The 21,624-nt window shown below is 69.1% G+C and carries 22 protein-coding genes; 1 reads left to right on the forward strand and 21 read right to left on the reverse strand.

Features of this window, described 5'->3' with window-relative positions:
* Positions 1-71: 71 nt before the first annotated feature.
* The 14 genes from HPO96_RS27405 to HPO96_RS27470 all read right to left on the reverse strand — a co-directional run bounded on the left by HPO96_RS27405 (position 72) and on the right by HPO96_RS27470 (position 11,661).
* Positions 72-890, reverse strand: coding sequence for an ATP-grasp domain-containing protein (locus HPO96_RS27405; protein WP_171677217.1), 819 nt, complete (start codon positions 888-890; stop codon positions 72-74).
* A 62-nt stretch (positions 891-952) separates the two neighbouring features.
* Positions 953-1,384, reverse strand: a complete 432-nt coding sequence (locus HPO96_RS27410; RefSeq protein ID WP_171677218.1) for a DUF2550 domain-containing protein — start codon at positions 1,382-1,384, stop codon at positions 953-955.
* Between the two features lie 124 nt (positions 1,385-1,508).
* Entirely contained in the window at positions 1,509-1,913 is a 405-nt protein-coding gene (locus HPO96_RS27415) for a F0F1 ATP synthase subunit epsilon (protein ID WP_171677219.1), read from the reverse strand.
* The gene (gene atpD / locus HPO96_RS27420) at positions 1,914-3,368 is read right to left on the reverse strand and encodes a F0F1 ATP synthase subunit beta (protein WP_171677220.1); all 1,455 of its coding nucleotides are present in this window, start codon (positions 3,366-3,368) and stop codon (positions 1,914-1,916) included.
* A gap of 5 nt (positions 3,369-3,373) precedes the next feature.
* Complete coding sequence (locus tag HPO96_RS27425) at positions 3,374-4,285, reverse strand: F0F1 ATP synthase subunit gamma (RefSeq protein WP_171677221.1); 912 nt, start codon at positions 4,283-4,285, stop codon at positions 3,374-3,376.
* A 6-nt stretch (positions 4,286-4,291) separates the two neighbouring features.
* Entirely contained in the window at positions 4,292-5,929 is a 1,638-nt protein-coding gene (gene atpA, locus HPO96_RS27430; RefSeq protein WP_171677222.1) for a F0F1 ATP synthase subunit alpha, read from the reverse strand.
* Between the two features lie 93 nt (positions 5,930-6,022).
* Positions 6,023-6,820, reverse strand: a complete 798-nt coding sequence (locus tag HPO96_RS27435; RefSeq protein WP_171677223.1) for a F0F1 ATP synthase subunit delta — start codon at positions 6,818-6,820, stop codon at positions 6,023-6,025.
* On the reverse strand, positions 6,820-7,389 hold the full coding sequence (locus HPO96_RS27440; protein WP_171677224.1) for a F0F1 ATP synthase subunit B: 570 nt from the start codon (positions 7,387-7,389) through the stop codon (positions 6,820-6,822). Before HPO96_RS27440 ends, HPO96_RS27435 begins: the two co-directional genes overlap by 1 nt.
* A 29-nt stretch (positions 7,390-7,418) precedes the next feature.
* The gene (gene atpE, locus HPO96_RS27445) at positions 7,419-7,661 is read right to left on the reverse strand and encodes an ATP synthase F0 subunit C (protein WP_171677225.1); all 243 of its coding nucleotides are present in this window, start codon (positions 7,659-7,661) and stop codon (positions 7,419-7,421) included.
* Positions 7,662-7,738: 77 nt separating this feature from the next.
* Positions 7,739-8,521 (reverse strand): F0F1 ATP synthase subunit A, encoded by a 783-nt coding sequence (gene atpB, locus HPO96_RS27450; protein ID WP_171677226.1) that lies wholly within the window; start codon positions 8,519-8,521, stop codon positions 7,739-7,741.
* A 97-nt stretch (positions 8,522-8,618) separates the two neighbouring features.
* The gene (locus HPO96_RS27455) at positions 8,619-8,834 is read right to left on the reverse strand and encodes an AtpZ/AtpI family protein (protein WP_171677227.1); all 216 of its coding nucleotides are present in this window, start codon (positions 8,832-8,834) and stop codon (positions 8,619-8,621) included.
* Positions 8,835-8,924: 90 nt separating this feature from the next.
* Complete coding sequence (locus HPO96_RS27460; RefSeq protein ID WP_171677228.1) at positions 8,925-9,389, reverse strand: Cg1360 family ATP-synthase-associated protein; 465 nt, start codon at positions 9,387-9,389, stop codon at positions 8,925-8,927.
* Between the two features lie 205 nt (positions 9,390-9,594).
* On the reverse strand, positions 9,595-10,713 hold the full coding sequence (locus tag HPO96_RS27465) for an undecaprenyl/decaprenyl-phosphate alpha-N-acetylglucosaminyl 1-phosphate transferase (protein ID WP_171677229.1): 1,119 nt from the start codon (positions 10,711-10,713) through the stop codon (positions 9,595-9,597).
* Between the two features lie 150 nt (positions 10,714-10,863).
* Positions 10,864-11,661, reverse strand: coding sequence for an L-threonylcarbamoyladenylate synthase (locus HPO96_RS27470; RefSeq protein ID WP_337796833.1), 798 nt, complete (start codon positions 11,659-11,661; stop codon positions 10,864-10,866).
* A 120-nt stretch (positions 11,662-11,781) separates the two neighbouring features.
* Between HPO96_RS27470 and HPO96_RS27475 the strand changes: the two genes are divergently transcribed.
* The gene (locus tag HPO96_RS27475) at positions 11,782-12,804 is read left to right on the forward strand and encodes an adenosine deaminase (RefSeq protein ID WP_171677230.1); all 1,023 of its coding nucleotides are present in this window, start codon (positions 11,782-11,784) and stop codon (positions 12,802-12,804) included.
* On the opposite strand, the gene HPO96_RS27480 is transcribed toward HPO96_RS27475, so the two are convergent.
* The 7 genes from HPO96_RS27480 to thrC form a co-directional block, all read right to left on the reverse strand.
* The gene (locus HPO96_RS27480) at positions 12,801-14,633 is read right to left on the reverse strand and encodes an RICIN domain-containing protein (protein ID WP_171677231.1); all 1,833 of its coding nucleotides are present in this window, start codon (positions 14,631-14,633) and stop codon (positions 12,801-12,803) included. The two genes, HPO96_RS27475 and HPO96_RS27480, sit on opposite strands and share 4 nt — an antisense overlap.
* A 137-nt stretch (positions 14,634-14,770) precedes the next feature.
* Positions 14,771-15,592 (reverse strand): peptide chain release factor N(5)-glutamine methyltransferase, encoded by an 822-nt coding sequence (gene prmC, locus HPO96_RS27485; protein WP_171677336.1) that lies wholly within the window; start codon positions 15,590-15,592, stop codon positions 14,771-14,773.
* A 191-nt stretch (positions 15,593-15,783) separates the two neighbouring features.
* Positions 15,784-16,860, reverse strand: coding sequence for a peptide chain release factor 1 (prfA, locus tag HPO96_RS27490; protein WP_171677232.1), 1,077 nt, complete (start codon positions 16,858-16,860; stop codon positions 15,784-15,786).
* An 87-nt stretch (positions 16,861-16,947) separates the two neighbouring features.
* The gene (rpmE, locus tag HPO96_RS27495; protein ID WP_171677233.1) at positions 16,948-17,157 is read right to left on the reverse strand and encodes a 50S ribosomal protein L31; all 210 of its coding nucleotides are present in this window, start codon (positions 17,155-17,157) and stop codon (positions 16,948-16,950) included.
* A gap of 111 nt (positions 17,158-17,268) precedes the next feature.
* Positions 17,269-19,332: a transcription termination factor Rho gene (rho, locus tag HPO96_RS27500; protein ID WP_337796834.1), complete on the reverse strand. Its 2,064-nt coding sequence runs from the start codon at positions 19,330-19,332 to the stop codon at positions 17,269-17,271.
* A gap of 322 nt (positions 19,333-19,654) precedes the next feature.
* Positions 19,655-20,551: a homoserine kinase gene (thrB, locus tag HPO96_RS27505; RefSeq protein WP_171677234.1), complete on the reverse strand. Its 897-nt coding sequence runs from the start codon at positions 20,549-20,551 to the stop codon at positions 19,655-19,657.
* Between the two features lie 4 nt (positions 20,552-20,555).
* Positions 20,556-21,620: a threonine synthase gene (thrC, locus tag HPO96_RS27510; protein ID WP_171677235.1), complete on the reverse strand. Its 1,065-nt coding sequence runs from the start codon at positions 21,618-21,620 to the stop codon at positions 20,556-20,558.
* Positions 21,621-21,624: the final 4 nt, after the last annotated feature.

Genomic DNA, 21,624 nt, shown 5'->3' on the forward strand with positions numbered 1-21,624 from the left:
CGGCTCGTCAGGCGGCCGGGAAGAAGAACGCGTACATGCCCGGCATGATCACACGCCCAGTACGCCGTCCCCTACTGGTTTTCGGCGAACAACGCCCTGATCAGCTCGGCCGGGTCGCGCGACGCCGGCCAGTCGCTGACCTGCCCGTCGCCCAGCTCGACCACGCGCCAGGCGCCGTCCGCCCGACGCACCAGATCCACCGTCACGAACGGCAACGCCAAGTCGGCCACCAGCGGCTCGACCTCGATCAGATCGAGGCCTTCGGGCAGCTCGTCCGGGGTGTCCGGATGCGGCGTCACCAGCACGCACCGGCCGCCGACCCACCACGTCCGGGCCTCGGCCCCGGTGAACTCCTCGAACCGCCGCAGGACGAACCCGCCCGCGAACGAATCCCCGCGCAGCTCCAGGAAGCGCCGCGCGACCCGCTCGACCCCAGCCGCGTCCGCGACGTCCGGAATGTACGCCGCCTCACCCCAGTAATGCTTCATCGACTTAACGTAGTCCCGCAGCACAGCGGCCCCCGACAACTCCCGCGCGGCCGCCACCAACTTGCCGACGTCATCGCCAACGGTCCACGCCGACTCCGGCGTCACCGACCGCAACCCGTCGTACCAGCCCGGCAACTCGTGCGCCGTCCGATAGCTGTCGGCCCCCGTCCGCAACGACACCCCACGCTCCCCCAGCGCCGCCGCAACCCCGGCGTACTCCGCCGCCGACATCATCCACCCGCGATACACGGCATCCGCCGCCGCCGGCACACCCCCAACCGTCAGCGCATCATGATCGATCCGCCCCACCGGCACCCCCAGCTCCCGCGCCGCCGCCGCCTGCGCAGCAAAATGCGGATCGACCCGACGCGGGTCCAACGGATCCCCAGGCACCAAGAGCATGCCCCCATCCTCCCCAAGACCGCGCGCCGCCGCCTCCCGAATTCGGGTCGGGGGTGTGGCGGCTAGAGGTACGTCTGGGTGCTCGGGGGTGCGGATTCCATCCAGGCCAGGACGCCGGTGAGGGCTTCTTCGGTCATGGCGAAGTGGACGGTTTTGTCGCGGAGCTGGGCGTCGACTATGACGTGGCCGGCGTAGGTGACGAGGGGTTCGTTACCCATCGGGCGGCGGGTGGTGATGCCTTCGAGCTGGCGGCGGTTGACGGTCAGCTTGGGCCACCAGGCGAGGCTGAAGACGCGGAACCACTGCAGGTCGTCGCCGACGTAGCGGGCCAGGCCGAGGGCCCAGCCGCGGCCGTGGTCCTTCTCGGCCAGTTGCAGGCTGCAATCGAACGTGCCGCCGTCCCTGGACAACCAGCGACGACGGCACGCGAAAGCGATGATCAGCAGTACGGCGGCAGCCAGACAGACCCCGACGACATCGAGGACTGTCCTCATACCTTGCGACCCCATTTCCGGTGCCAACCGTCCGGCACCGCCGGAGAACCGTGCTGTCAGTGACGTTGTTCGATTATGGCAGGTGGGGTGGAACCAGGATCGGCCCCACCCCACCCACGGCGTTTCAGGAAGCTGTTTCGGCAGCCCGGACGCGCGCCTCGGCCAGGCGGACCTCGTCCGCGTCGGCCTCGCTCGCCGTCCCCGTCTTGAGCGCCAGCTCGAGCTCACGACGGGCCTCTTCGAGGTCGATGTCGTGACCCATCTCGGCGTTCTCGGCCAGGATCGAGACCCGGTCGTTCGCCACCGAGATGAACCCGTCCGGCGCGGCGGCGACGAGGAAGTCCCCGTCGACGGTCCGCACCTGGACGGTGCCGCCCTGGAGCAGGCCCAGCAGCGGCGCGTGGCCGGGGAGGATACCGACGTCGCCGTCGGTGGTGCGGGCGATGACGATCGTCGCCTGCCCCTCCCAGACCACCCGCTCGGCCGCGACCAGCGCGACCTCGAGGTGCTTACCGGACTCGTCGGCCATTTACAGCTCCTTCTGGAGCTCGGCCCAACGCCGCTCGACGTCGTCGAGCGAACCGACGTTGAAGAAGGCCTGCTCGGCGATGTGGTCGCACTCGCCCTCGGTGATCTTCTTGAACGACTCGATGGTGTCCTTGAGCGGAACCGTCGAACCCGGCGTGTTGGTGAACTTCTCCGCCATGTAGGTGTTCTGCGAGAGGAACTGCTCGATCCGGCGCGCGCGGGCGACGGTGATCTTGTCCTCTTCGGAGAGCTCGTCGACACCGAGGATCGCGATGATGTCCTGCAGTTCCTTGTTCTTCTGCAGGATCTGCTTCACGCGGACGGCGACGTCGTAGTGCTCCTGGCCGATGTACTGCGGGTCGAGGATCCGCGACGTGGAGGTCAGCGGGTCGACGGCCGGGTACAGACCACGCGACGCGATGTCACGCGAGAGCTCGGTGGTCGCGTCCAGGTGGGCGAACGTCGTCGCCGGCGCCGGGTCGGTGTAGTCGTCGGCGGGTACGTAGATCGCCTGCATCGAGGTGATCGAGTGACCGCGCGTCGAGGTGATCCGCTCCTGCAGCACACCCATCTCGTCGGCCAGGTTCGGCTGGTAACCAACGGCCGACGGCATCCGGCCGAGCAGCGTGGAGACCTCGGAACCGGCCTGGGTGAACCGGAAGATGTTGTCGATGAAGAGCAGTACGTCCTGCTCCTTCACGTCGCGGAAGTACTCCGCCATCGTGAGCGCCGACAGGGCGACGCGCAGCCGGGTGCCCGGCGGCTCGTCCATCTGGCCGAAGACGAGCGCGGTGTCCTTGAAGACGCCCGCGTCCTCCATCTCACCGATCAGGTCGTTGCCCTCACGGGTCCGCTCACCGACGCCGGCGAACACCGAGGTGCCACCGAAGTTGTGGGCGATCCGGTAGATCATCTCCTGGATCATGACGGTCTTGCCGACACCCGCACCGCCGAACAGGCCGATCTTGCCGCCCTGGACGTACGGGGTGAGCAGGTCGAGGACCTTGATCCCGGTCTCGAGCATCTCGGTCTTGGACTCGAGCTGGTCGAAGGCCGGCGCCTTGCGGTGGATCGGCCAGCGCTCGGTGATCTCGAACTCGGACTCGTCCTGGTTCAGGCACTTGCCGGTCACGGACCACACGCGGCCCTTGGTGACGTCGCCGACCGGGACGGAGATCGCCGCGCCGGTGTTCCGCACCTCGGCGCCGCGGACCAGGCCGTCGGTGGGCTTCATCGAGATCGCCCGGACGATGTTGTCGCCGACGTGCAGCGCGACCTCGAGGGTGATCGTGGCGGTGACGTCGGCCAAGGTGATGTCCACCTCGAGCGCGTTGTAGATATCGGGCATCGCGTCCGCGGGGAACTCGATGTCGACGACCGGGCCGATGACCCGGGCAACGCGACCAACGGCGTTCGCCGCGCCGCTGTTGTCTTTCTCGGTAACCGTGGCAGTCATCTCTCTCACTCGCTCCCGGCGTTGGCGTCAGCCAGCGCGTTGGCGCCACCGACGATCTCGCTGATTTCCTGGGTAATGGCCGACTGCCGCACCTGGTTGTACTCGCGGGTCAGTCGTTCGATCAGATCTTGCGCGTTGTCCGTCGCGGACTTCATCGCCCGCTGCCGGCTGGCCAGCTCGGAGGCCGCCGCCTGCAGCATGCAGAAGTGGATCCGGCTCGCGACGTACTTCGGCAGCAGCCCGTCGAGGACGTCCTCGGCGGACGGCTCGAACTCGTACAGCGGCAGGACGTCGTCCGCGGCCGGGGCCTCCTCGCCCTCGACGACCTCCAACGGCAGCAACCGGATGACGTCCGGCTTCTGCGTCAGCATCGACACGAACCGGGTGAAGACGATGTGGATCTCGTCCACGCCGCCCTCCTCGGTCGGGGTCAGGAAGGCCTCGATCAGCGCGTCCGCGACCTCGCGGGCGCGGGCGAACGTCGGCGCGTCGGACTCGCCGCTCCACGACTGCGCGATCTCGCGCTGCCGGAAGGTGTAGTAGGCGATGCCCTTGCGGCCGGTCAGGTACGGAACGATCTCTTTCTCGTCCTCGCGGAGCAGCTGGTTCAGCCGCTCCCCCTCACGGATGACCGAGGACGAGTAGGCGCCGGCCTGGCCGCGGTCCGAGGTGATCAACAGCACCGCGGCACGCTTCGGGTTCGGCTTCTCGGTGGTCAGCGGGTGGTCGACGTTCGAGAACGTCGCCACCGCGGACACGGCGCGGGTGAGCTCCCGCGCGTACGGCCCGGCCGCCTGGGCGCGTTGCTGCGCCTTGACGATCCGGGACGCCGCGATCAGCTCCATCGCGCGCGTGAGCTTCTTGATCGTCGAAACGGAGTTCCGCCGATCCTTCAGCTCGCGTTGGGTCGCTGGCATGGACGATCAGCCCCGCTTCTGCCGGACGATCTGCTCCTGCTCGACATCGCCCTCGTCCAGCGCCTCGGCCTCTTCGCGGCCCACGAGCAGCTGCCCGTCGGAGGTCTGGAAGGTCGACTTGAACGTCGCCAGCGCGTCCGTCACGGCCTGCTGGGCGTCGTCCTCGAACAGGTTGGACTCCCGGATACCGTCGAGCACCTTGCTGTCGCGGCGCAGGTAGTCCAGGAACTCACGCTCGAAGCGCAGCACGTCGTTCACCGGGACGTCGTCGAACTTGCCGGTGGTGCCGGCCCAGATCGAGACGACCTGGTCCTCGACGGCGTACGGCGAGTACTGCGGCTGACGCAGCAGCTCGACCAGTCGCTGACCGCGGTCCAGCTGCCGGCGCGACGTGGCGTCCAGGTCGGAGGCGAACATCGCGAAGGCCTCCATCGCGCGGAACTGCGCGAGGTCGAGCTTCAGCGAGCCGGAGACCTTCTTCATCGCCTTGACCTGCGCGGCGCCGCCGACCCGGGACACCGAGATACCGACGTCGATCGCGGGGCGGATGTTGGCGTTGAACAGGTCCGACTGCAGGAAGATCTGGCCGTCGGTGATCGAGATGACGTTGGTCGGGATGAAGGCCGAGACGTCGTTGGCCTTGGTCTCGATGACCGGCAGCCCCGTCATCGAGCCGGCGCCGAGCTCGTCGCTCAGCTTCGCGCAACGCTCGAGCAGGCGGCTGTGCAGGTAGAAGACGTCACCCGGGTAGGCCTCACGACCCGGCGGGCGGCGCAGCAGCAGCGACATCGAGCGGTAGGCCTCGGCCTGCTTGGTCAGGTCGTCGAAGACGATCAGGACGTGCTTGCCCTGGTACATCCAGTGCTGGCCGATGGCCGAGCCGGTGTACGGCGCGACGTACTTGAAGCCGGCCGCGTCGGACGCCGGGGAGGCGACGATGGTGGTGTACTCCATCGCGCCGGCCTCTTCGAGCGCGCCGCGGACGGCGGCGATCGTCGAGCCCTTCTGGCCGATCGCGACGTAGATGCAGCGAACCTGCTTCTTCGGGTCGCCGGACTCCCAGTTGGCCTTCTGGTTGATGATCGTGTCGACCGCGATCGCCGTCTTACCGGTCTTGCGGTCGCCGATGATCAGCTGGCGCTGACCGCGGCCGACCGGGATCATGCCGTCGATCGCCTTGATACCGGTCTGCAGCGGCTCGCGGACCTCCTGGCGGTCCATGACGCCGGCCGCCTGGAGCTCGAGCGCACGGGTGCCCTCGATCCCGGTGATCTCGCCGAGGCCGTCGATCGGCTTGCCCAGCGGGTCGACGACGCGACCCAGGTAGCCCTCGCCGACCGGGACCGACAGGACCGAGCCGGTCCGGCGGACCTGCTGGCCCTCCTCGATCCCGCCGAACTCACCGAGCACGACGACACCGATGTCGCGGACATCGAGGTTCAGCGCGATGCCCTGGGTGCCGTCCTCGAACTCGAGCAGCTCGTTGGTCATCGCCGAGGGCAGACCCTCGACGTGCGCGATACCGTCACCGGCGTCGATAACGGTGCCGACCTCTTCGCGGGCCGCTTCGGCCGGCTGGTAGTCGGTGACGAACCGATCCAGGGCGTCCCGGATCTCCTCCGGCCTGATCGTGAGCTCAGCCATTGTGCGTTTCCTGCTTCCTTGACCCTTGCTGGCCTGTTGTGGCTCTAAGTGGCTTGCCCGCCCTTAGCGCCGCTGTTGTGTCGTTAAGGGGGTTCAGCCCGCGATGCGCCGCTGCGCCTCGTCGAGCCTGGCCGCGATGGTTCCGTCGATCACTTCGTCACCGATGTCCACCCGGACGCCGCCGACGACCTTGGGGTCGACGATCACGTTCAGCTGGATCTCCCGGCCGTACTGCCGGGCCAGCGCCGCGGACAGCCGCGTGCGGTCGGCCTCGGACAGGTCGGTGGCGACCCGGACGGTGGCGATACTCGCGCTGCGCCGGGCGGCTGCCGCGACCTGGTACGAACGCAGGGACGCCGCGAAACCGCGGCCCCGGCCGTCGACCGCCCGCTCGGCCAGCCGCACCGTGACGGCGTCGGCCTTACCGCGCAGCAGACCGGCCAGCAGCTCCTGACGAGCGGCGACCGGGATGTTGCGGTCGCTGAGCTTGTCGCTCAGACCACGCTCGGACGCGACGATCCGCTCCAGCCGGAACAGCTCGTCCTCGACGTCGTCCAGCTTGCGCCGGCCGTCGGCGTAGGCCACCTCGGCCTCGACGCCCAGCTGGTCCAGCGCGTTGCCGAGATCGCGGCCGCTGACCCAGCGGCCGGCCACGGCGACGGTCAGGATCTCCTGCGCCTGGGCGGAGATCTTGCCGCCGAACAGCTGCTGGACGAGCGCGCCGCGCTGGTCCCGCGAGCGGGCCGGATCGGTCAGCGCCCGCCGGAGCGAGCCCGTTCCGTCCAGCAGCCGGGCGACCGCGAACAGCTCGGCGCCCAGCCCCTCGGTGACGGCGGCACTCGCCAGGGCCTCCTGGGCCCGGGCGAGTGACTCGTTCGATGCGCCGCGCATCAGCCGTCCGTTCCGACGGCCGCGCGGGCCGACTCCGACGCCTCGAGGTCGGCCAGGAAGCGCTCGACGGTCCGGCGCTGCCGGGCCTCGTCCTCCAGCGACTCCCCGACGATGCGACCGGCCAGCGTGGTCGCCATCGTGCCGACCTCGCTACGCAGGGCGGCGACCGCCTGCGACCGCTCGGCGTCGATCTGCGTGCGGGCGTGCGTGACGATCCGCTCGGCTTCGGCGTTCGCCTGCTCCCGCATCTGCGCGATGATCTGCGCACCCTGCTCACGCGCGTCCTCACGGATCTTCGCAGCCTCCGAGCGGGCCTCGGCCAGCTGCGCGTTGTACTTCTCCAAAGCCGCCTTCGCCTCGGCCTGGGCCTGCTTGGCCTCGTTCATCCCGCCTTCGATCGCCGCGGTCCGATCGGCGTACGCCTTCTCGAACTTCGGAACGACAACCTTGGCGAAGGCGATGGCCAGCAGGATCAGGAAGACGAAACCGAAGATGATCTCCGCGGTGTGGGGCAGCAGCGGGTTGACTTCCTCGCCCGCTCCGGCCAGCGGTAGCACCAACGTCGTCATGTCTAGGTCCTGTCAGTCAGAGGAGTGGATCAGTTGCCGCTGGCGCGGAAGACGAACGCCAGAGCGATACCGATGATCGCCAGAACCTCGGTGACACCGAAGCCGATCCAGGCGATGGACTGGAGCTTGGCCTGGGCCTCCGGCTGCCGCGCGGTGCCGTTGATGACAGCGGCGAAGATCAGACCGACGCCGACGCCGGGGCCGATGGCCGCAAGGCCGTAACCGAGGACCGCGATGTTGCCGCCCAGTTCGAGGGCCAGCTGAGTAACCATGGTTCCGGTGTTTCCTTTCAGTACGGATAGGGGCTATCCGGGTTTCCGTTTACTACGGGTCTGTGGGGTGGTGCTGATCAGTGCTCGTCGGCGATGGCGCTGCCGATGTACTGCGCGGTGAGCACGACGAAGATGTAGGCCTGGATGCACTGGACGAACAGCTCCAGCCCGGCGATCGCGATACCCATCAGGAAGGTCAGGATGCCGACGCCGCCGAGGGCGATGCTGCCGGACTCGAAGACCATGTACTCGCCGCCGAGGACGAACACCAGCAGCAGGATGTGACCGGCGAACATGTTCGCGAACAGCCGCAGGCTCAGCGAGACCGGCCGCACGATGATGTTCGAGATGAACTCGATCGGGATCATCAGCGGCATCAGCCAGGCCGGCACGCCGGCGGGCATCGTCTGGTGCTTGAAGTAGCCGAACAGGCCCTTCTTCTTGATGCCGACCGCGTTGTAGATGACCCAGCTCATGATCGCGGCCACGTACGCCCAGCCGATGTGGCTGAAGGTCGGGAACTGGATCAGCGGGATCGTCGCCGCGACGTTGTTCAGCAGGATGAAGAAGAACAGCCCGGTCAGATAGGGCACGTACTTCATGTAGTCCTTGCTGCCGATCGCGTCGCGCGCGATCGAGTTGCGGACGAAGTTGTAGCCCAGCTCGCCGGCGAACTGCAGTTTGCTCGGGACCACGGCGGCCTTACGGGACGCGCCCCAGAAGAACCAGATGATCACGACAACGCTCAGCGCGGCCACCAGCACAGGCTTGGTGAACCATTCCACGCCGTGGATGATCGGCGGGGTCTCGAAGCTCCCGGGACCGGGCGGGGTGAATTCGGTCGGAACGCCGGCAATCACCGGGTCTCCTCTCGCGTCGTGCTCAAGTCGGACGCCTTGTGGCAAAGGGCAGGGCGGCTCAGGGCATGGCGGTCAACAACGTCAGACCCGGCAGGGATCAGGATTTCGACCCGTACCGGAAGTTCAACAACAAGATGGTCAGCCCGGCACCGAGCACGATGCCGATCACGACCAGGAACTGGGTGCCGAACAAGCGATCCAGCCCGAACCCGATGCCCCCGTAGACCAGGACACCGCCGATCAAGTAGGACAGGACCCGCCAGCCGTCGCCGGAGGTGTCCGGTGTCGGCTTCGGATCCTTGTGCTCGCTCATTGGCACCCGAAAGGTACCAGCCCGCGACACGCCGGGTCACATCGGTACCGGCGACCTCCGTCACAGCCCGAAAACCGTTACTGGACGTGGTCATCGGTTGACCTCGTTGTCGAGGTCGTAGATCGGCACCCGCAGCCGGGACCAGGACCAGATCTCGCCGGCCATCCAGCCCATGATCACGACCAGCGCGACGATCCCCAGCACGGTCAGATTCACGTGCCGCTCCAGGCTGTCCGAGCTCAGCGCGAGCGCGAGCAGACCGCCGAAGATCGCGATCCGGCCGGTGTACGACGCCATCGCGACCGCCAGCTGCATGGTCGGATCGGCCTTACGGGACAGGTGCATCGCGAACAGGCCGGCGCCGGAGAAGACGATCACCATCAGCAATCCGAGCAGCGCGCCGAGCAGGCCCGGCGTCCCGACGGCGATCGCGGAGATCGCGATCGCGTTGACACCAACGACCACGGCGGCGATCAGCGCGCCGCGCAGCATCGCGAGCGCCGGGTGCTTGGTAGCTTGGCCGGCGACGTCCGGGCTGTGGGCCGAGGGAGCCATCTGGTGGTTCCGTCCTGCTGGCGACCAGGTCTCGCGGCCAGGTCGTCGGGTTGGGCGGGGTCAGGGGTATCGCTGTTGTTTGCTGGTGCTTGTGAAAACTAGCACAAAGTCTGCGTGGTCAGCAAAACGAGGCCCCTGCCGCTGTACAGGCACACACTATCGGTAGGCCACACGACCCAGTGGTCTGGTCCCCGGACGGACCGGATCAGACCTTGGCGAGCGGTTTCCGAAGACCGCGCGGCGAGCCGGTGGTGAGCAGGACCGCGGCGACGGCGATGGCCAGCACGATCAGCGCCGTCCACCAGGTCAGGACCAGGCCGAGGACCACGACACCGAAGGCGATCAGGATCGTCCACAGGTACATCAGCAGCACGGCCCGGCGGTGCGAGTGCCCGCGCTGCATGAGCCGGTGGTGCAGGTGCAGTTTGTCGGCAGCGAACGGCGACTGGCCGGCCTTGGTCCGGCGGATGTAGGCCAGCGTCAGGTCGAGCGCGGGGATCGCGAGGACGGCGATCGGCAGCACCAGCGGGAGCAGCGCGGGCAGCAGGCTCGAACCGCCGACCTCGTACGGGACGGCGTTCGGGTCCATCTGGCCGGTCAGGCTGATCGTCGACGCGGCCAGCATCAGACCGATCAGCAAGGCGCCGGAGTCCCCCATGAAAACCCTTGCGGGGAAGAAGTTGTGCGGCAGGAAGCCGAGGCAGGCGCCGGCCAGCGCGACCGTGATCAGGGTGGACGTCGTCGCCCGGTCGAGGTCCTGCTCGACGTTCAGCAGGTACGAGTAGGTGAAGAACGCGAGCGCGCCGATCGCGGTGACGCCGGCGGCCAGGCCGTCGAGCCCGTCGACGAAGTTCACCGCGTTGCAGGAGACCAGCAGGATGCCCGCGGTGAGCACGGCGAGCAGCGCCGCGGACGGCGAGACCACGCCGCCGGGCAGCGGCAACCAGTACAACTGGATGCCCTGGACAACCATCACGCCGACCGCGAGCACCTCCCCGGCCAGCTTGGTGATCGCGTCCAGCTCGTACAGGTCGTCGATCACGCCGACCGCGCAGATCACCGCGCCGCCGATCAGGATCGCCCGGCCGTCGTGCGCGACCTGCAGGCTGTCGCCGAGGAACGGCAGGCTGGAGGCGACCGCGAACGCGGCGATCAGCCCGCCGAGGATGGACACCCCGCCGAAGTACGGGATCGGCACCTTGTGCACGTCCCGGGCCCGGACCCGCGCCACGGCGCCGTACCGAAGAGCGACTTTCCGGGCCACGCCGGTCAGCAGGAAGGTCGTGGCCATCGCCACGAACAGGACCAGCAGGTACTCGCGCACTAGGCCATGTCTCCTGACTCCGCGCCGTAGCGAGCATGTGCTCGGTGCGGTGCATCGGTGTGCGGGGGCGGAGGGTTCGATGCGGAGCATCGTGCCCTTCGTACCCGTGCGGCGAGGTGCCGTGCCGAGTACAGCGCAGTAGGCGCGGGGTTAGGAGTCATGGCCTTGGTCCGCAGGCCTCACATCAGGATCGGTCGGCTTCTCGTCAGCTTTGGGCGGCTCTTCTTTGGACGCTTCGGCGACGGCTTCGGTTGGCTTCTCGTCGGCCGGCTTCTCATCGGCCGGTTTCTCCTCGGCCGGTTTCTCGTCGTCGGCGGCGACCTCGGGGACGACCTCGCGGAGCTGGGCCAGGGTGATGGCTCCGAGGCGGACGACGCGGGGCGTGTCGGTGGTGATGTCGACGATCGTCGACGTCTCGCCGCCGGTGACCGCGTCGCCGTCGAGGTAGACGGCGACCGAGTCGCCGAGTTGCTCCTCGGCGTCGTACACATCCAGGGCGGCGGTTCTGCCGCTCTTGTTCGCGGAGCTGACCGCGAGCGGGCCGGTGCGCGACAGCAGCTCCCGGGTGTTCTCGTGGTCGGGCACCCGCAGCGCGACCGTGCCCAGGGTCTCCCCCAGGTCCCACATCAGCGAGCCCTGCGCGTGGCAGATCACCGTCAGCGGCCCCGGCCAGAACTTCTCACACAGTTTGCGGCCGGCTTCGGGGACGTCGGTGGCCAGCGCGTCCAGCGACTCGACGACCGAGATCAGCACCGGCGGCGGCATGTCCCGGCCGCGCCCCTTGGCATCCAGCAACCGCTGCACGGCGTCCGCCTTGAAGGCGTCCGCGGCGATGCCGTAGACCGTGTCGGTCGGCAGGACGACCAGGTCACCGGCCTCGATCGCGTCCACGGCCGCGCGGTACGCGGGGGCCAGTTCGTCACCGGTGAAGTCGAAGCGCTCACTCACGCACCGAATCGTGCCACTCACGCGGCCCTTCGCGTCAATCGGGCTCCACTCAGCCTCAAACTGACAGCGAATTGTCAGCTTTCCTCCCACTCCGGCCGCCGACTCCCTAGGATCCCGGCCATGACCGTGACGCGTGAGTTCCTCGCCGGACTGCCGAAAGCCGAGTTGCACGTCCACCACGTCGGGTCCGCCTCGCCGCGGATCGTCGCCGAGCTGGCCGCCCGGCACCCGGGCTCGCCGGTGCCGGCCGACCCGGCCGCGCTGGCGGCGTACTTCCAGTTCACCGATTTCGCGAAGTTCATCGAGATCTATCTGACCGTCGTGGACCTGGTCCGGACACCGGACGACGTCCGCCTGCTCACCTACGAGATCGCCCGCGAGATGGCCGGGCCGCAGAACCTGCGGTACGCCGAGCTGACCGTGACGCCGTACACCTCGGTGCTGCGCGGGATGGCGGCCGAGGCGTTCTGCGAGGCGATCGAGGACGCCCGGACGGCGGCCGAGAAGGAGCTCGGCATCACGCTGCGCTGGATCTTCGACATCCCCGGCGAGTCCGGCCTGCCCGCGGCCGAGGAGACACTGCGGATCGCCACGAAGATCCGGCCCGAGGGTCTGGTCGGGTTCGGCCTCGGCGGGCCGGAGATCGGCGTCCCGCGGCCGCAGTTCAAGCCGTTCTTCGACGCGGCGATCGCCGAAGGCCTGCACAGCGTCCCGCACGCCGGCGAGACCACCGGCCCGGAGACCATCTGGGACGCGCTGCGCGTCCTGCGCGCCGAGCGGATCGGCCACGGCATCTCCGCCATGCAGGACCCGGCTCTGGTCGACTACCTCGGCGAGCACCGCATCCCGCTCGAGGTCAGCCCCACCTCCAACTTGGCTACGCAGGCAGTCGCGTCGTACGACGTCCACCCGCTGCCCGCGATGGTCGACGCCGGTCTGGTCGTCACCATCAACTCCGACGACCCGCCCATGTTCGGCACCGACCTGAACAACGAGTACGCCGTCGCCGCCGAACTGCTCAAGCTCGACGCCGCCGGCGCCGGCGAGCTGGCGAAGACCGCCGTCCGGGTGTCCTTCGCCGATGACGCGCTGAAGAACACCCTGACGGCAGAAATCGACGCGTACGTCGCTGCGAACTCCTAGACCGGATCGAAGTACCAGCGCTGGCAGGCGCCGCCGTGGAAGGGCCAGATGATCACGTCGGCGCCTGCTGCCGGGTTGCAGCCGGCTACGTCGAGGGACTTGCCGCTGGCGGCGCCCAGTAGCTGGTAGGCACCGTTGGAGAGCGCGTTGATGCGCCACTGCTGGCATCCGGTGCCCAGGTAGTCCCAGAGCTGCACCGGTTGGGCGTTGGTGGTGACACAGCCGGCTACCTCGAGGGCCTTGCCGGTGTTGCCGTCGATGACTTTGAACAGGTTGCCGTCCAGCGCGGTGAACTGCCAGCGCTGGCAGGGGCTACCTGCGACGCGGTCCCACATGCGGACGTCGGCGCCGTTCTGGCTCTGGCAGTTGACGACGTCCAGGTCCTTGCCGAGCTCGGAGCGGATTCGGTAGATGCCGTTGGCCACGGTGACCGGGCGCAGCTGGAACTGCTGGGTCGCGGCGCCGGTGAACGGCTGCTGGACGAGTGCAGCCGGGTGCGGACCGCCGTCCGTGATGCCGAGACCGCTGAGGGTGTTGACGATGCCGTACAGGTCGCCGCCAAGCGGGTGCAGCGTCCAGCGCATGCCGTCCTGGCTGTTGCAGGTGTACTGCAGCACCTTCGTGCCGGGAGCCGTGCCGCTGTAGGCGCTGTCTGCACACTTGCCGCTGTTGACGTTCTGCAACTGCCAGCCCGTCTCGTACAAAAAGCGCCACTGCTGGCTCTTCGCGCCGCTGCGCGGCCGGTGGCTCAGGTCGGCCAGGTTGTCGACCGAACCGTTGGCTACGTCGATGGCCTCACCGGTAGCCGGGTTGACGAACTCGTAGACCTGTCCGTGCCGTGGGCCGGGCCGCGGGTCCGGAGTGGCGCTCTTGATCAGCCAGTCGCTGTTGGCCAGGTTCCAGTGCGTTGCGAGGTAGCTGCCAGCCGGCGGGTTGGTGTTGAAGTAGTCGTCCTTGTTGCAGTCGAGCAGCCGGTCGTTGTCCTTGTCGGCACATACGACGCGGGTGTCCGAGCCGTAGCACATCAGGTCCCACTCGTCCGTGCAGTGACCGTTGTAGTTCGGCGCAGACGACTGGACGGCGCCCAGGGTATGGCCGAGCTCGTGGGCGGCCGCATTGAAGCCCCAGCAGCCCTTGGAGGCGTCGACACGCGCGTAGCCGGTGTTGGTGTTGTTCGCGTTGTCCAGGCCGGGACGATCGTCGCCGTACAGAGTGGCGACGCCGCACACCTTCTGGACGTCGGCGAACACCAGGTACTTGCGGGTGTTGTCGCGGTAGCCCTGGCTCTGCAGGGCGGTCACCATCTTGTCCCAGTTGTCGAGCTGGCCGGTCGGTACGACGACCTCACGGACGTTCACCTGGCAGCCACCGGAGACCGCGTCGGTCACGTAGCGGACGTGTCGGCTGCCGCCGGTCTGGAACGCGCTGTCGTTGAAAGCGGCGTCGATCTCGTGCGCCCAGGCACGGAAGGAGGGCAGGTAGTGCTGCAAGCGGCTGGCCTGCTGTGACTCCCGTGCGTACAGGACCTGCACTCGCTTGCCGCTGGTGCCATTGCCGTCACAGACGATCGCGTTGGCGGCCATGGTCGCTTCGGCAACGCTCTTCGGCAGCGGCTGGGCTTTCGCGCTCAGATCGGCGTACGGGATCACCTCGGGCCCACGGGTGCACTGGTCTATTCCGGCTAGTGCTACCCGCTGTAGGCCCGCACAGAGCTCAGCCTCGGTCTTCGGTTGCGGATTCGGCGGGGCGGCCTCAGCCGGTGCGGTCAGCACAGGCGTCGCCAGCGCGACCGTCGCGGCCAGCACCCCCAGTTTGGACAGGACGGACATGACTCGTGCGCTCCTCACCCGCGACCGGCTCGACCGGCAGCCGGGTGCTGACGGTGGGCGACGAACCGATCACATACCGCGCCATCCTGCGGTATGCACCAGGTCAGGGGCGAGGCTTTCGACCCTGAATACAGGGGTCAGATCCGGCGGCCGGTCGCGAACCGGTGCCGGCCGGCGAGGTCGAGCTGGTCGCGGACCTCGGCGTACAGACCGGTCGCGGCGAAGACGGCCGGCGCCGACTCCCCCTGCACATCCGCGTGCTCACACGCGAACCAGCCACCGGGTTTGAGCAGCCGGCCCGCGGTCGCCGCGACCACCTTGATCTCGTCCAGCCCGTCGTCCCCCGACCAGAGCGCGAGGGCCGGGTCATGGTCGCGCACCTCGGCCGTCACGGACTCCCAGGCCGTCAGCGGGATGTACGGCGGGTTGCTGATCACCGCGTCCACCTGGCCGTCGAACTCCGGCAGGCACCCGTCGATGTCGCCCTCATGCAGGGTCGCGCCCGTCCCGGCCAAATTCCGCCGAGCCCACACACAAGCCTCCGGCGACAGCTCCACCGCATGCACCACCGCATCCGGCCGCTCCGTAGCCACCGCCCCCGCAATAGCCCCCGACCCAGAACACAGATCCACCACCAGCGGCGCCGTCACCCCCGCAATCCGCTCCAGCACCCACCCGACCATCACCTCGGTCTCCGGCCGCGGCACAAACACCCCCGGCCCCACCACCAGCTCCCGATACCTGAACGCCGCCGTCCCGGTCAGATGCTGCAAAGGCTCCCGCCCAGCCCGCCGACCAACCAACTCGTCGTACCGCCGCTGCTGCTCGCCAGTCGGCTCGCTCAGGTACATGCGGCTGCTGCCGGTCACAAACGCGAGCAGCTCAGCCGCATCGAAGTCCGGCGATGCGACGCCGGCGCCTCGCAGCCGCTCGGCGGCGGCAGCAACCAGCGCCCGCACACCAGCGGCGGAGCCGCGCTCATCCCCGGCAGAACGCTCTCGCCCACCGCCGGAGCCGCGCTCGACCCCGGCCGAACGCTCTCGCCCAGCGGCAGTTTCTCCCCCGCCGGCGATCTCTCCCCCACCGGGGGCGTTGCTCCGCCCCTCTTCCCCGCCCCCGAGCGGAGCGAGGGGGCGGCGCTCGTCGTCCCTCACTGGGCTTCTACGGCCTCTAGGCGGGCGGCCAGGTCGGCTTCGGTGAGGGCCTGGATGACGGGGGCCAGGTCGCCGCCGAGGACCTGGTCGAGGTTGTGGGCCTTGTAGCCGACGCGGTGGTCGGAGAAGCGGTTCTCGGGGAAGTTGTAGGTGCGGACGCGCTCGGAGCGGTCGACCGTGCGGATCTGCGAGCGGCGGGCGTCAGACGCCTCCTGGTCAGCCGCCTCCTGTGCAGCGGCCAGCAGGCGCGCCCGCAGGACGCGCATAGCCTGCTCCCGGTTCTGCAGCTGCGACTTCTCGTTCTGCATCGAGACGACGATGCCCGTCGGCAGGTGCGTGATGCGGACGGCGGAGTCGGTCGTGTTGACGCTCTGACCACCCGGACCGGACGAACGGAACACATCGATCCGCAGGTCGTTCAGGTCGATCTCGACATCCACGTCCTCAGCCTCGGGTAACACCAGCACCCCGGCCGCCGACGTGTGGATCCGGCCCTGCGACTCGGTCACCGGCACCCGCTGCACGCGGTGCACACCGCCCTCGAACTTCAACTTCGCGTACGGCGCCTCACCCGGCTCCGGCGTGCCCTTCGCCTTCACGGCGACCGTGATCGACTTGTACCCGCCCAGATCGGACTCCGCCGAGTCGAGCACCTCGGTCTTCCAGTTCTGCGACTCGGCGTACTTCAGGTACATCTTCAGCAGATCACCCGCGAACAGCGCCGACTCGTCGCCGCCTTCACCGGCCTTGATCTCGAGGATGGCGTCCTTGTCGTCACTCGGATCGCGCGGCACCAGCAGGACCTGCAGCTTCTCGCTCAGCTCCTCCCGGCGCGCGGTCAGCTTGGTCGCCTCCTCGGCGAACGCCGGATCCTCCGCCGCGAGCTCCCGGGCCGCCTCGATGTCGTCCCCGGTCTGCAGCCACTCGTCGTAGGTCCGCACCACCGGCGCCAGCGCGGCGTACCGCTTGCCGACCCGCCGGGCGTTCGCCTGGTCGGAGTGCAGCTCCGGGTCGGACATCTGCCGCTCCAGCTCGGCGTACTCCGCCTTGAGCGTCTCAACCGCCTCGAACATTGTGCACTCCTCCTCTCGGGAACTCCCTGGACATACGAACCGCGCGCCGGTCCACCCGTGAGGGCGAACCGGCGCGCGGTGGAAAAGCTACTTCTTGGCCGCGTAGCGCTTCTCGAAGCGAGCGACCCGGCCGCCGGTGTCGAGGATCTTCTGCTTACCGGTGTAGAACGGGTGGCACTGCGAGCACACGTCGGAGTGGATCGCGCCGCTCTCCGCCGTGGACCGCGTCTCGAAGGACGCGCCGCAGGAGCAGGTCACCTTCGTGTTCACGTACGTCGGGTGGATGTCGCTCTTCAAGACAATCTCCTAGGAATCAGGTGCCCCGGGTCGTCCACGGGTGTGAACGTGAACCGGAACCGACATACCAGTTTGCCACCCGTTGGCGGCAAACCGGTAATCAGGGGTACTTCAGTCGCCGTTGGTGGTGCTGTGGGCGGTGCTGGTCGACGGCGTGGTCTTGTTGACCTGGAGCAGGAACTCGATATTCGACTTGCTCTCCTTGAGCTTGCCGATCAGCAGCTCCAGGGCGGCCTGGCCGTCGAGGGCCGACAGCACCCGGCGCAGCTTCCAGACGACCTGGGTCTCGTCCTTCGACATCAGCAGCTCCTCGCGGCGGGTGCCGGAGGCGACGACGTCGATGGCCGGGAAGATCCGCCGGTCGGCGAACTCGCGGCGCAGCCGGAGCTCCATGTTGCCGGTGCCCTTGAACTCCTCGAAGATCACCTCGTCCATCTTCGAGCCGGTCTCGATCAGCGCGGTGGCCAGGATGGTCAGCGAGCCGCCGTCCTCGATGTTGCGGGCCGCGCCGAAGAACCGCTTCGGCGGGTAGAGCGCCGAGGAGTCGACGCCGCCGGACAGGATCCGGCCGCTGGCCGGGGCCGCGATGTTGTACGCGCGGCCGAGCCGGGTGATCGAGTCGAGCAGGACGACGACGTCGTGGCCGAGCTCGACCAGCCGCTTGGCCCGCTCGATGGCGAGCTCGGCGACCGTGGTGTGGTCGTCGGCCGGCCGGTCGAACGTCGAGGCGATGACCTCGCCCTTGACCGTGCGCTGCATGTCGGTGACCTCTTCGGGCCGCTCGTCGACCAGCACGACCATCAGGTGCACTTCGGGGTTGTTCGTGGTGATGGCGTTCGCCAGCGCCTGCAGCACCATCGTCTTACCGGCCTTCGGCGGCGAGACGATCAGACCGCGCTGGCCCTTGCCGATCGGGCTGACGATGTCGACGATCCGGGTGGTCAGCACGCCCGGCTCGGTCTCCAGCCGGAGCCGCTCGGTCGCGTACAGCGGGGTCAGCTTGTTGAAGTCCTGCCGCTGTTTGGCGATCTCCGGGTCCGACCCGTTGACGGTGTCGATCCGGACCAGCGGGTTGAACTTCTCCTTGCGCTCACCCTCCTGCGGCTGCTTCACCGCGCCGGTGATCGCGTCACCCTTGCGCAGGCCGTAGCGCTTGACCATCGAGAGCGCGACGTACACGTCGTTCGGGCCGGGCAGGTAGCCGCTGGTCCGGACGAAGGCGTAGTTGTCGAGGACGTCGAGGATGCCGGCCGCGGGGACGAGGACGTCGTCCTCGCTGATCGTCGGCTCGGCGTCGAACCGCTCGCCGCGGCCCCGGTTACGGCCGGACTCGCGGTCGCGGTCACGCTCGCGGCCGCCGGTCGCCGGCTGGCCCTCACGGGTGCGATCCCGGTCCCGGTCGCGGCCCCGGCGGCGGCGGCGACGGCCCTCGCCCTCCTCGCCGGTCTGGTCCTGCCGGTTGTCCCGACCCTGGTCACGGCCCTGGTCACGGTTCTGGTCGCGGCCCGAGTTGTCCCGGCCGTCGCGACCGCCGTCCCGGCCCTGCTGGTCCCGACCGGAGTTGTCCCGGGCCTGCTCGCCGCGGGCCTGGTCACCGCGGGACTGGTTGTCGCGGTTGCCGTCCCGGCCGGAGTTGTCCCGGTTCCGGTCGCGGTTGCGCTCCCGATCGCGGCCGGAGTTGCGGTCGCGGCTCTCCCGCTCACCGCGGTCCGCGGGCTGCTCACCGCGGCTCTCGACGGCCGTACCGTTCTGCGCGGCGACCTGAACGGCCGGTGCCTCGGCGACCGGCGCGCTCTCGAGCTTCGGAGCCTCCGCCGGAGTCTCGGTCTTCGGCGCCTCGGCCGCGGCTGCGGCACGCGTCCGCCGGCTACCCCCCTCGCGCTTGACCGGAGCGGTCTTCGCCGCCGGGGCCGCCACGCTCTCGTCGAGCGTCGGCTGGGTCGCCTTCGCCCGGGAACCGCCGGTGGAACCACCCGCGGCGCCGCCCGTCTGAGCGGCCTTGATCGCCTCGATCAGCTGGCCCTTGCGCAGTGCGCCGGTGCCCTTGATGCCGAGCGTCCCGGCGAGCTGCTTGAGCTCGGGGAGCAGCATGCCCTCGAGGCCGCCACCGGCCTTGCGGCGACGCGCCGGCGATGCGGCAGCGTCGGAACCGGCGGCTTCAACAGTTTCTGTCACGTGAGGTCCTTCCCACACGGATCGTCGAGATGCGGACAGCACCATCGACAGTTTCATCGCCACGGCCGAACGAAACGGCACGTGGGTTCACAGGCTCTCGCTCGATCTGAGTCCCCCCGGACATCCCCGGCGCAGGCGGCGCAAGATCACGTTCACTTGGGGGGTCGCCACACAACACAGGGTGCCGGGAGCACAGCCCGGATCGTGACGAGAGTTCACCGATCACCTGGAGGGGATCGGGTGAGTCGAGACTAGCACCTCAGCGGGTCGTCAGAGCGACTCAGGGGGTTCAACGCGTGTCAGCTCCGGCTTGTTCCCCGCCTCACCCGGCCTCCATCGACCAGACCTGTACGCCGACTGGATCGATCCGCAGCTCGTGCCGCTCCCAGCCGTCCGGCGCGGGCGGGCACGGGCTACCTCCGAGTACGACGACGGTCGGCCCCGCGCCGCTGACGATCGCGGCCAGCCCGCTGCCCCGAAGCTTGTGCACCAAGGCCAAGCTCTCGGGCATCGCGGGCTCCCGGAACTCCTGGTGCAACCGGTCTTCGGTCGCGGTCAGCAGCAGCTCGGGCCGCTGCGTCAGCGCGGCCACCAGCAACCCGGCCTTGCCGGCGTTCGCCGCGGCGTCCGCATGCGGTACGACGCTCGGCAGCAAACCCCGAGCCTCCTTCGTCAGCACGCGATTGGCCGGCACGTAGGCCACCGCGCCGACGCCGTCCGCCGGCTCCAGCCGGACGGCGCGCCCCGCGTCGCCGTCCACCCAGGCGATCGTGAAACCGCCGTACACCGCGGCGGCCACGTTGTCCGGATGACCTTCGATCTCGTTGGCCAGCAGGAGCAGCCGCTCCCGATCGAGCGGCTCACCGGCCAGCCCGTACGCCGCGGCGAGCCCGCCGACGATCGCCGCCGACGACGACCCGAGCCCACGGCCGTGCGGAATCCGGTTCTCACAGCGCAACGTGAAACCAGGCACCGGTACGCCGAGCGCCGCCAGCCCGGCCCGGATCGACCGGACGACCAGATGCGACTCGTCGAGCGGTACGTCGCCGGCCCCGCAACCCGTGACCTGGACGGTCACCCCGGAGCCGCCCGGGGTGACGACCAGCTCGTCGTACAGCTCCAGCGCGAGCCCGAAGGCGTCGAAACCGGGCCCGAGGTTCGCGCTCGTCGCGGGGACGCGGACGCGAACCTGGTCACACGGGCGGCGCTCGTCCCCCACGCCGTCAGACCAGACCTGCGACGCGGGCGACGGCGTCGGTATCGGCAGGGGTCACCGGCGACTTGTCCACCTTGGCGTGGTCGAGCGCGGTGTCGATGTCCTTCAGGCCGTGGCCGGTGACCGTGATGACGACGGTCGAGCCGCCCGGCAGCCGGCCCTGCGCCTTCGCGTGCAGCAGGCCGGCGACCCCGGCCGCCGACGCCGGCTCGACGAACACGCCCTCCTTGGCCGCCAGCTCCCGCTGCGCGTCGAGGATCTGGGCATCGGCGACCATCTCGATCCGCCCGCCGGACTCGTCCCGCGCGGCTTCGGCCAGCGTCCAGGACGCCGGGTTGCCGACCCGGATCGCGGTCGCGACGGTATCCGGCCGCTCGACGATCGAGCCGCGCACGATCGGCGCCGCGCCCTCGGCCTGGAAACCCCACATTTGCGGCGTCCTGGTGGCCAGCTTGTCCTTGGCGTACTCGACGTAGCCCTTCCAGTACGCCGGCAGGTTGCCCGCGTTGCCGACCGGCAGCAGGTGCAGGTCGGGGGCGTCGCCGAGCGCGTCGCAGACCTCGAACGCCGCGGTCTTCTGGCCCTCGAGGCGGACCGGGTTCACCGAGTTCACCAGCGCGACCGGGTAGTTCTTGCCGAGCTCGCGGACGATCCGCAGGCAGTCGTCGAAGTTGCCGTCGATCGAGACCAGCTTGGCGCCGTGCAGGATCGCCTGCGCGAGTTTGCCCTTGGCGATCCGGCCGGCCGGGATCAGCACCAGCGGCAGCATCCCGGCCCGGGACGCGTACGCCGCGGCCGAGGCCGAGGTGTTCCCGGTCGAGGCGCAGACCACGGCCTTGTCCCCGGCCTGCGCGGCCAGCGAGATCGCGACCGTCATCCCGCGGTCCTTGAAGGAGCCGGTCGGGTTGTTGCCCTCGATCTTCAGCCAGACCTCGCACCCGGTCTGCTCGCTCAGCCACTGCGCGGCCACCAGCGGCGTACCGCCCTCGCCGAGCGTGACCACCGGAGTGTCCGTCGAGACCGGGAGCCGGTCGCGGTATTCCTCGATCACGCCACGCCACTGGTGAGCCATGTTC

Origin of the sequence: Kribbella sandramycini, assembly GCF_013131805.1 — a bacterium.
Classification (GTDB): domain Bacteria; phylum Actinomycetota; class Actinomycetes; order Propionibacteriales; family Kribbellaceae; genus Kribbella; species Kribbella sandramycini.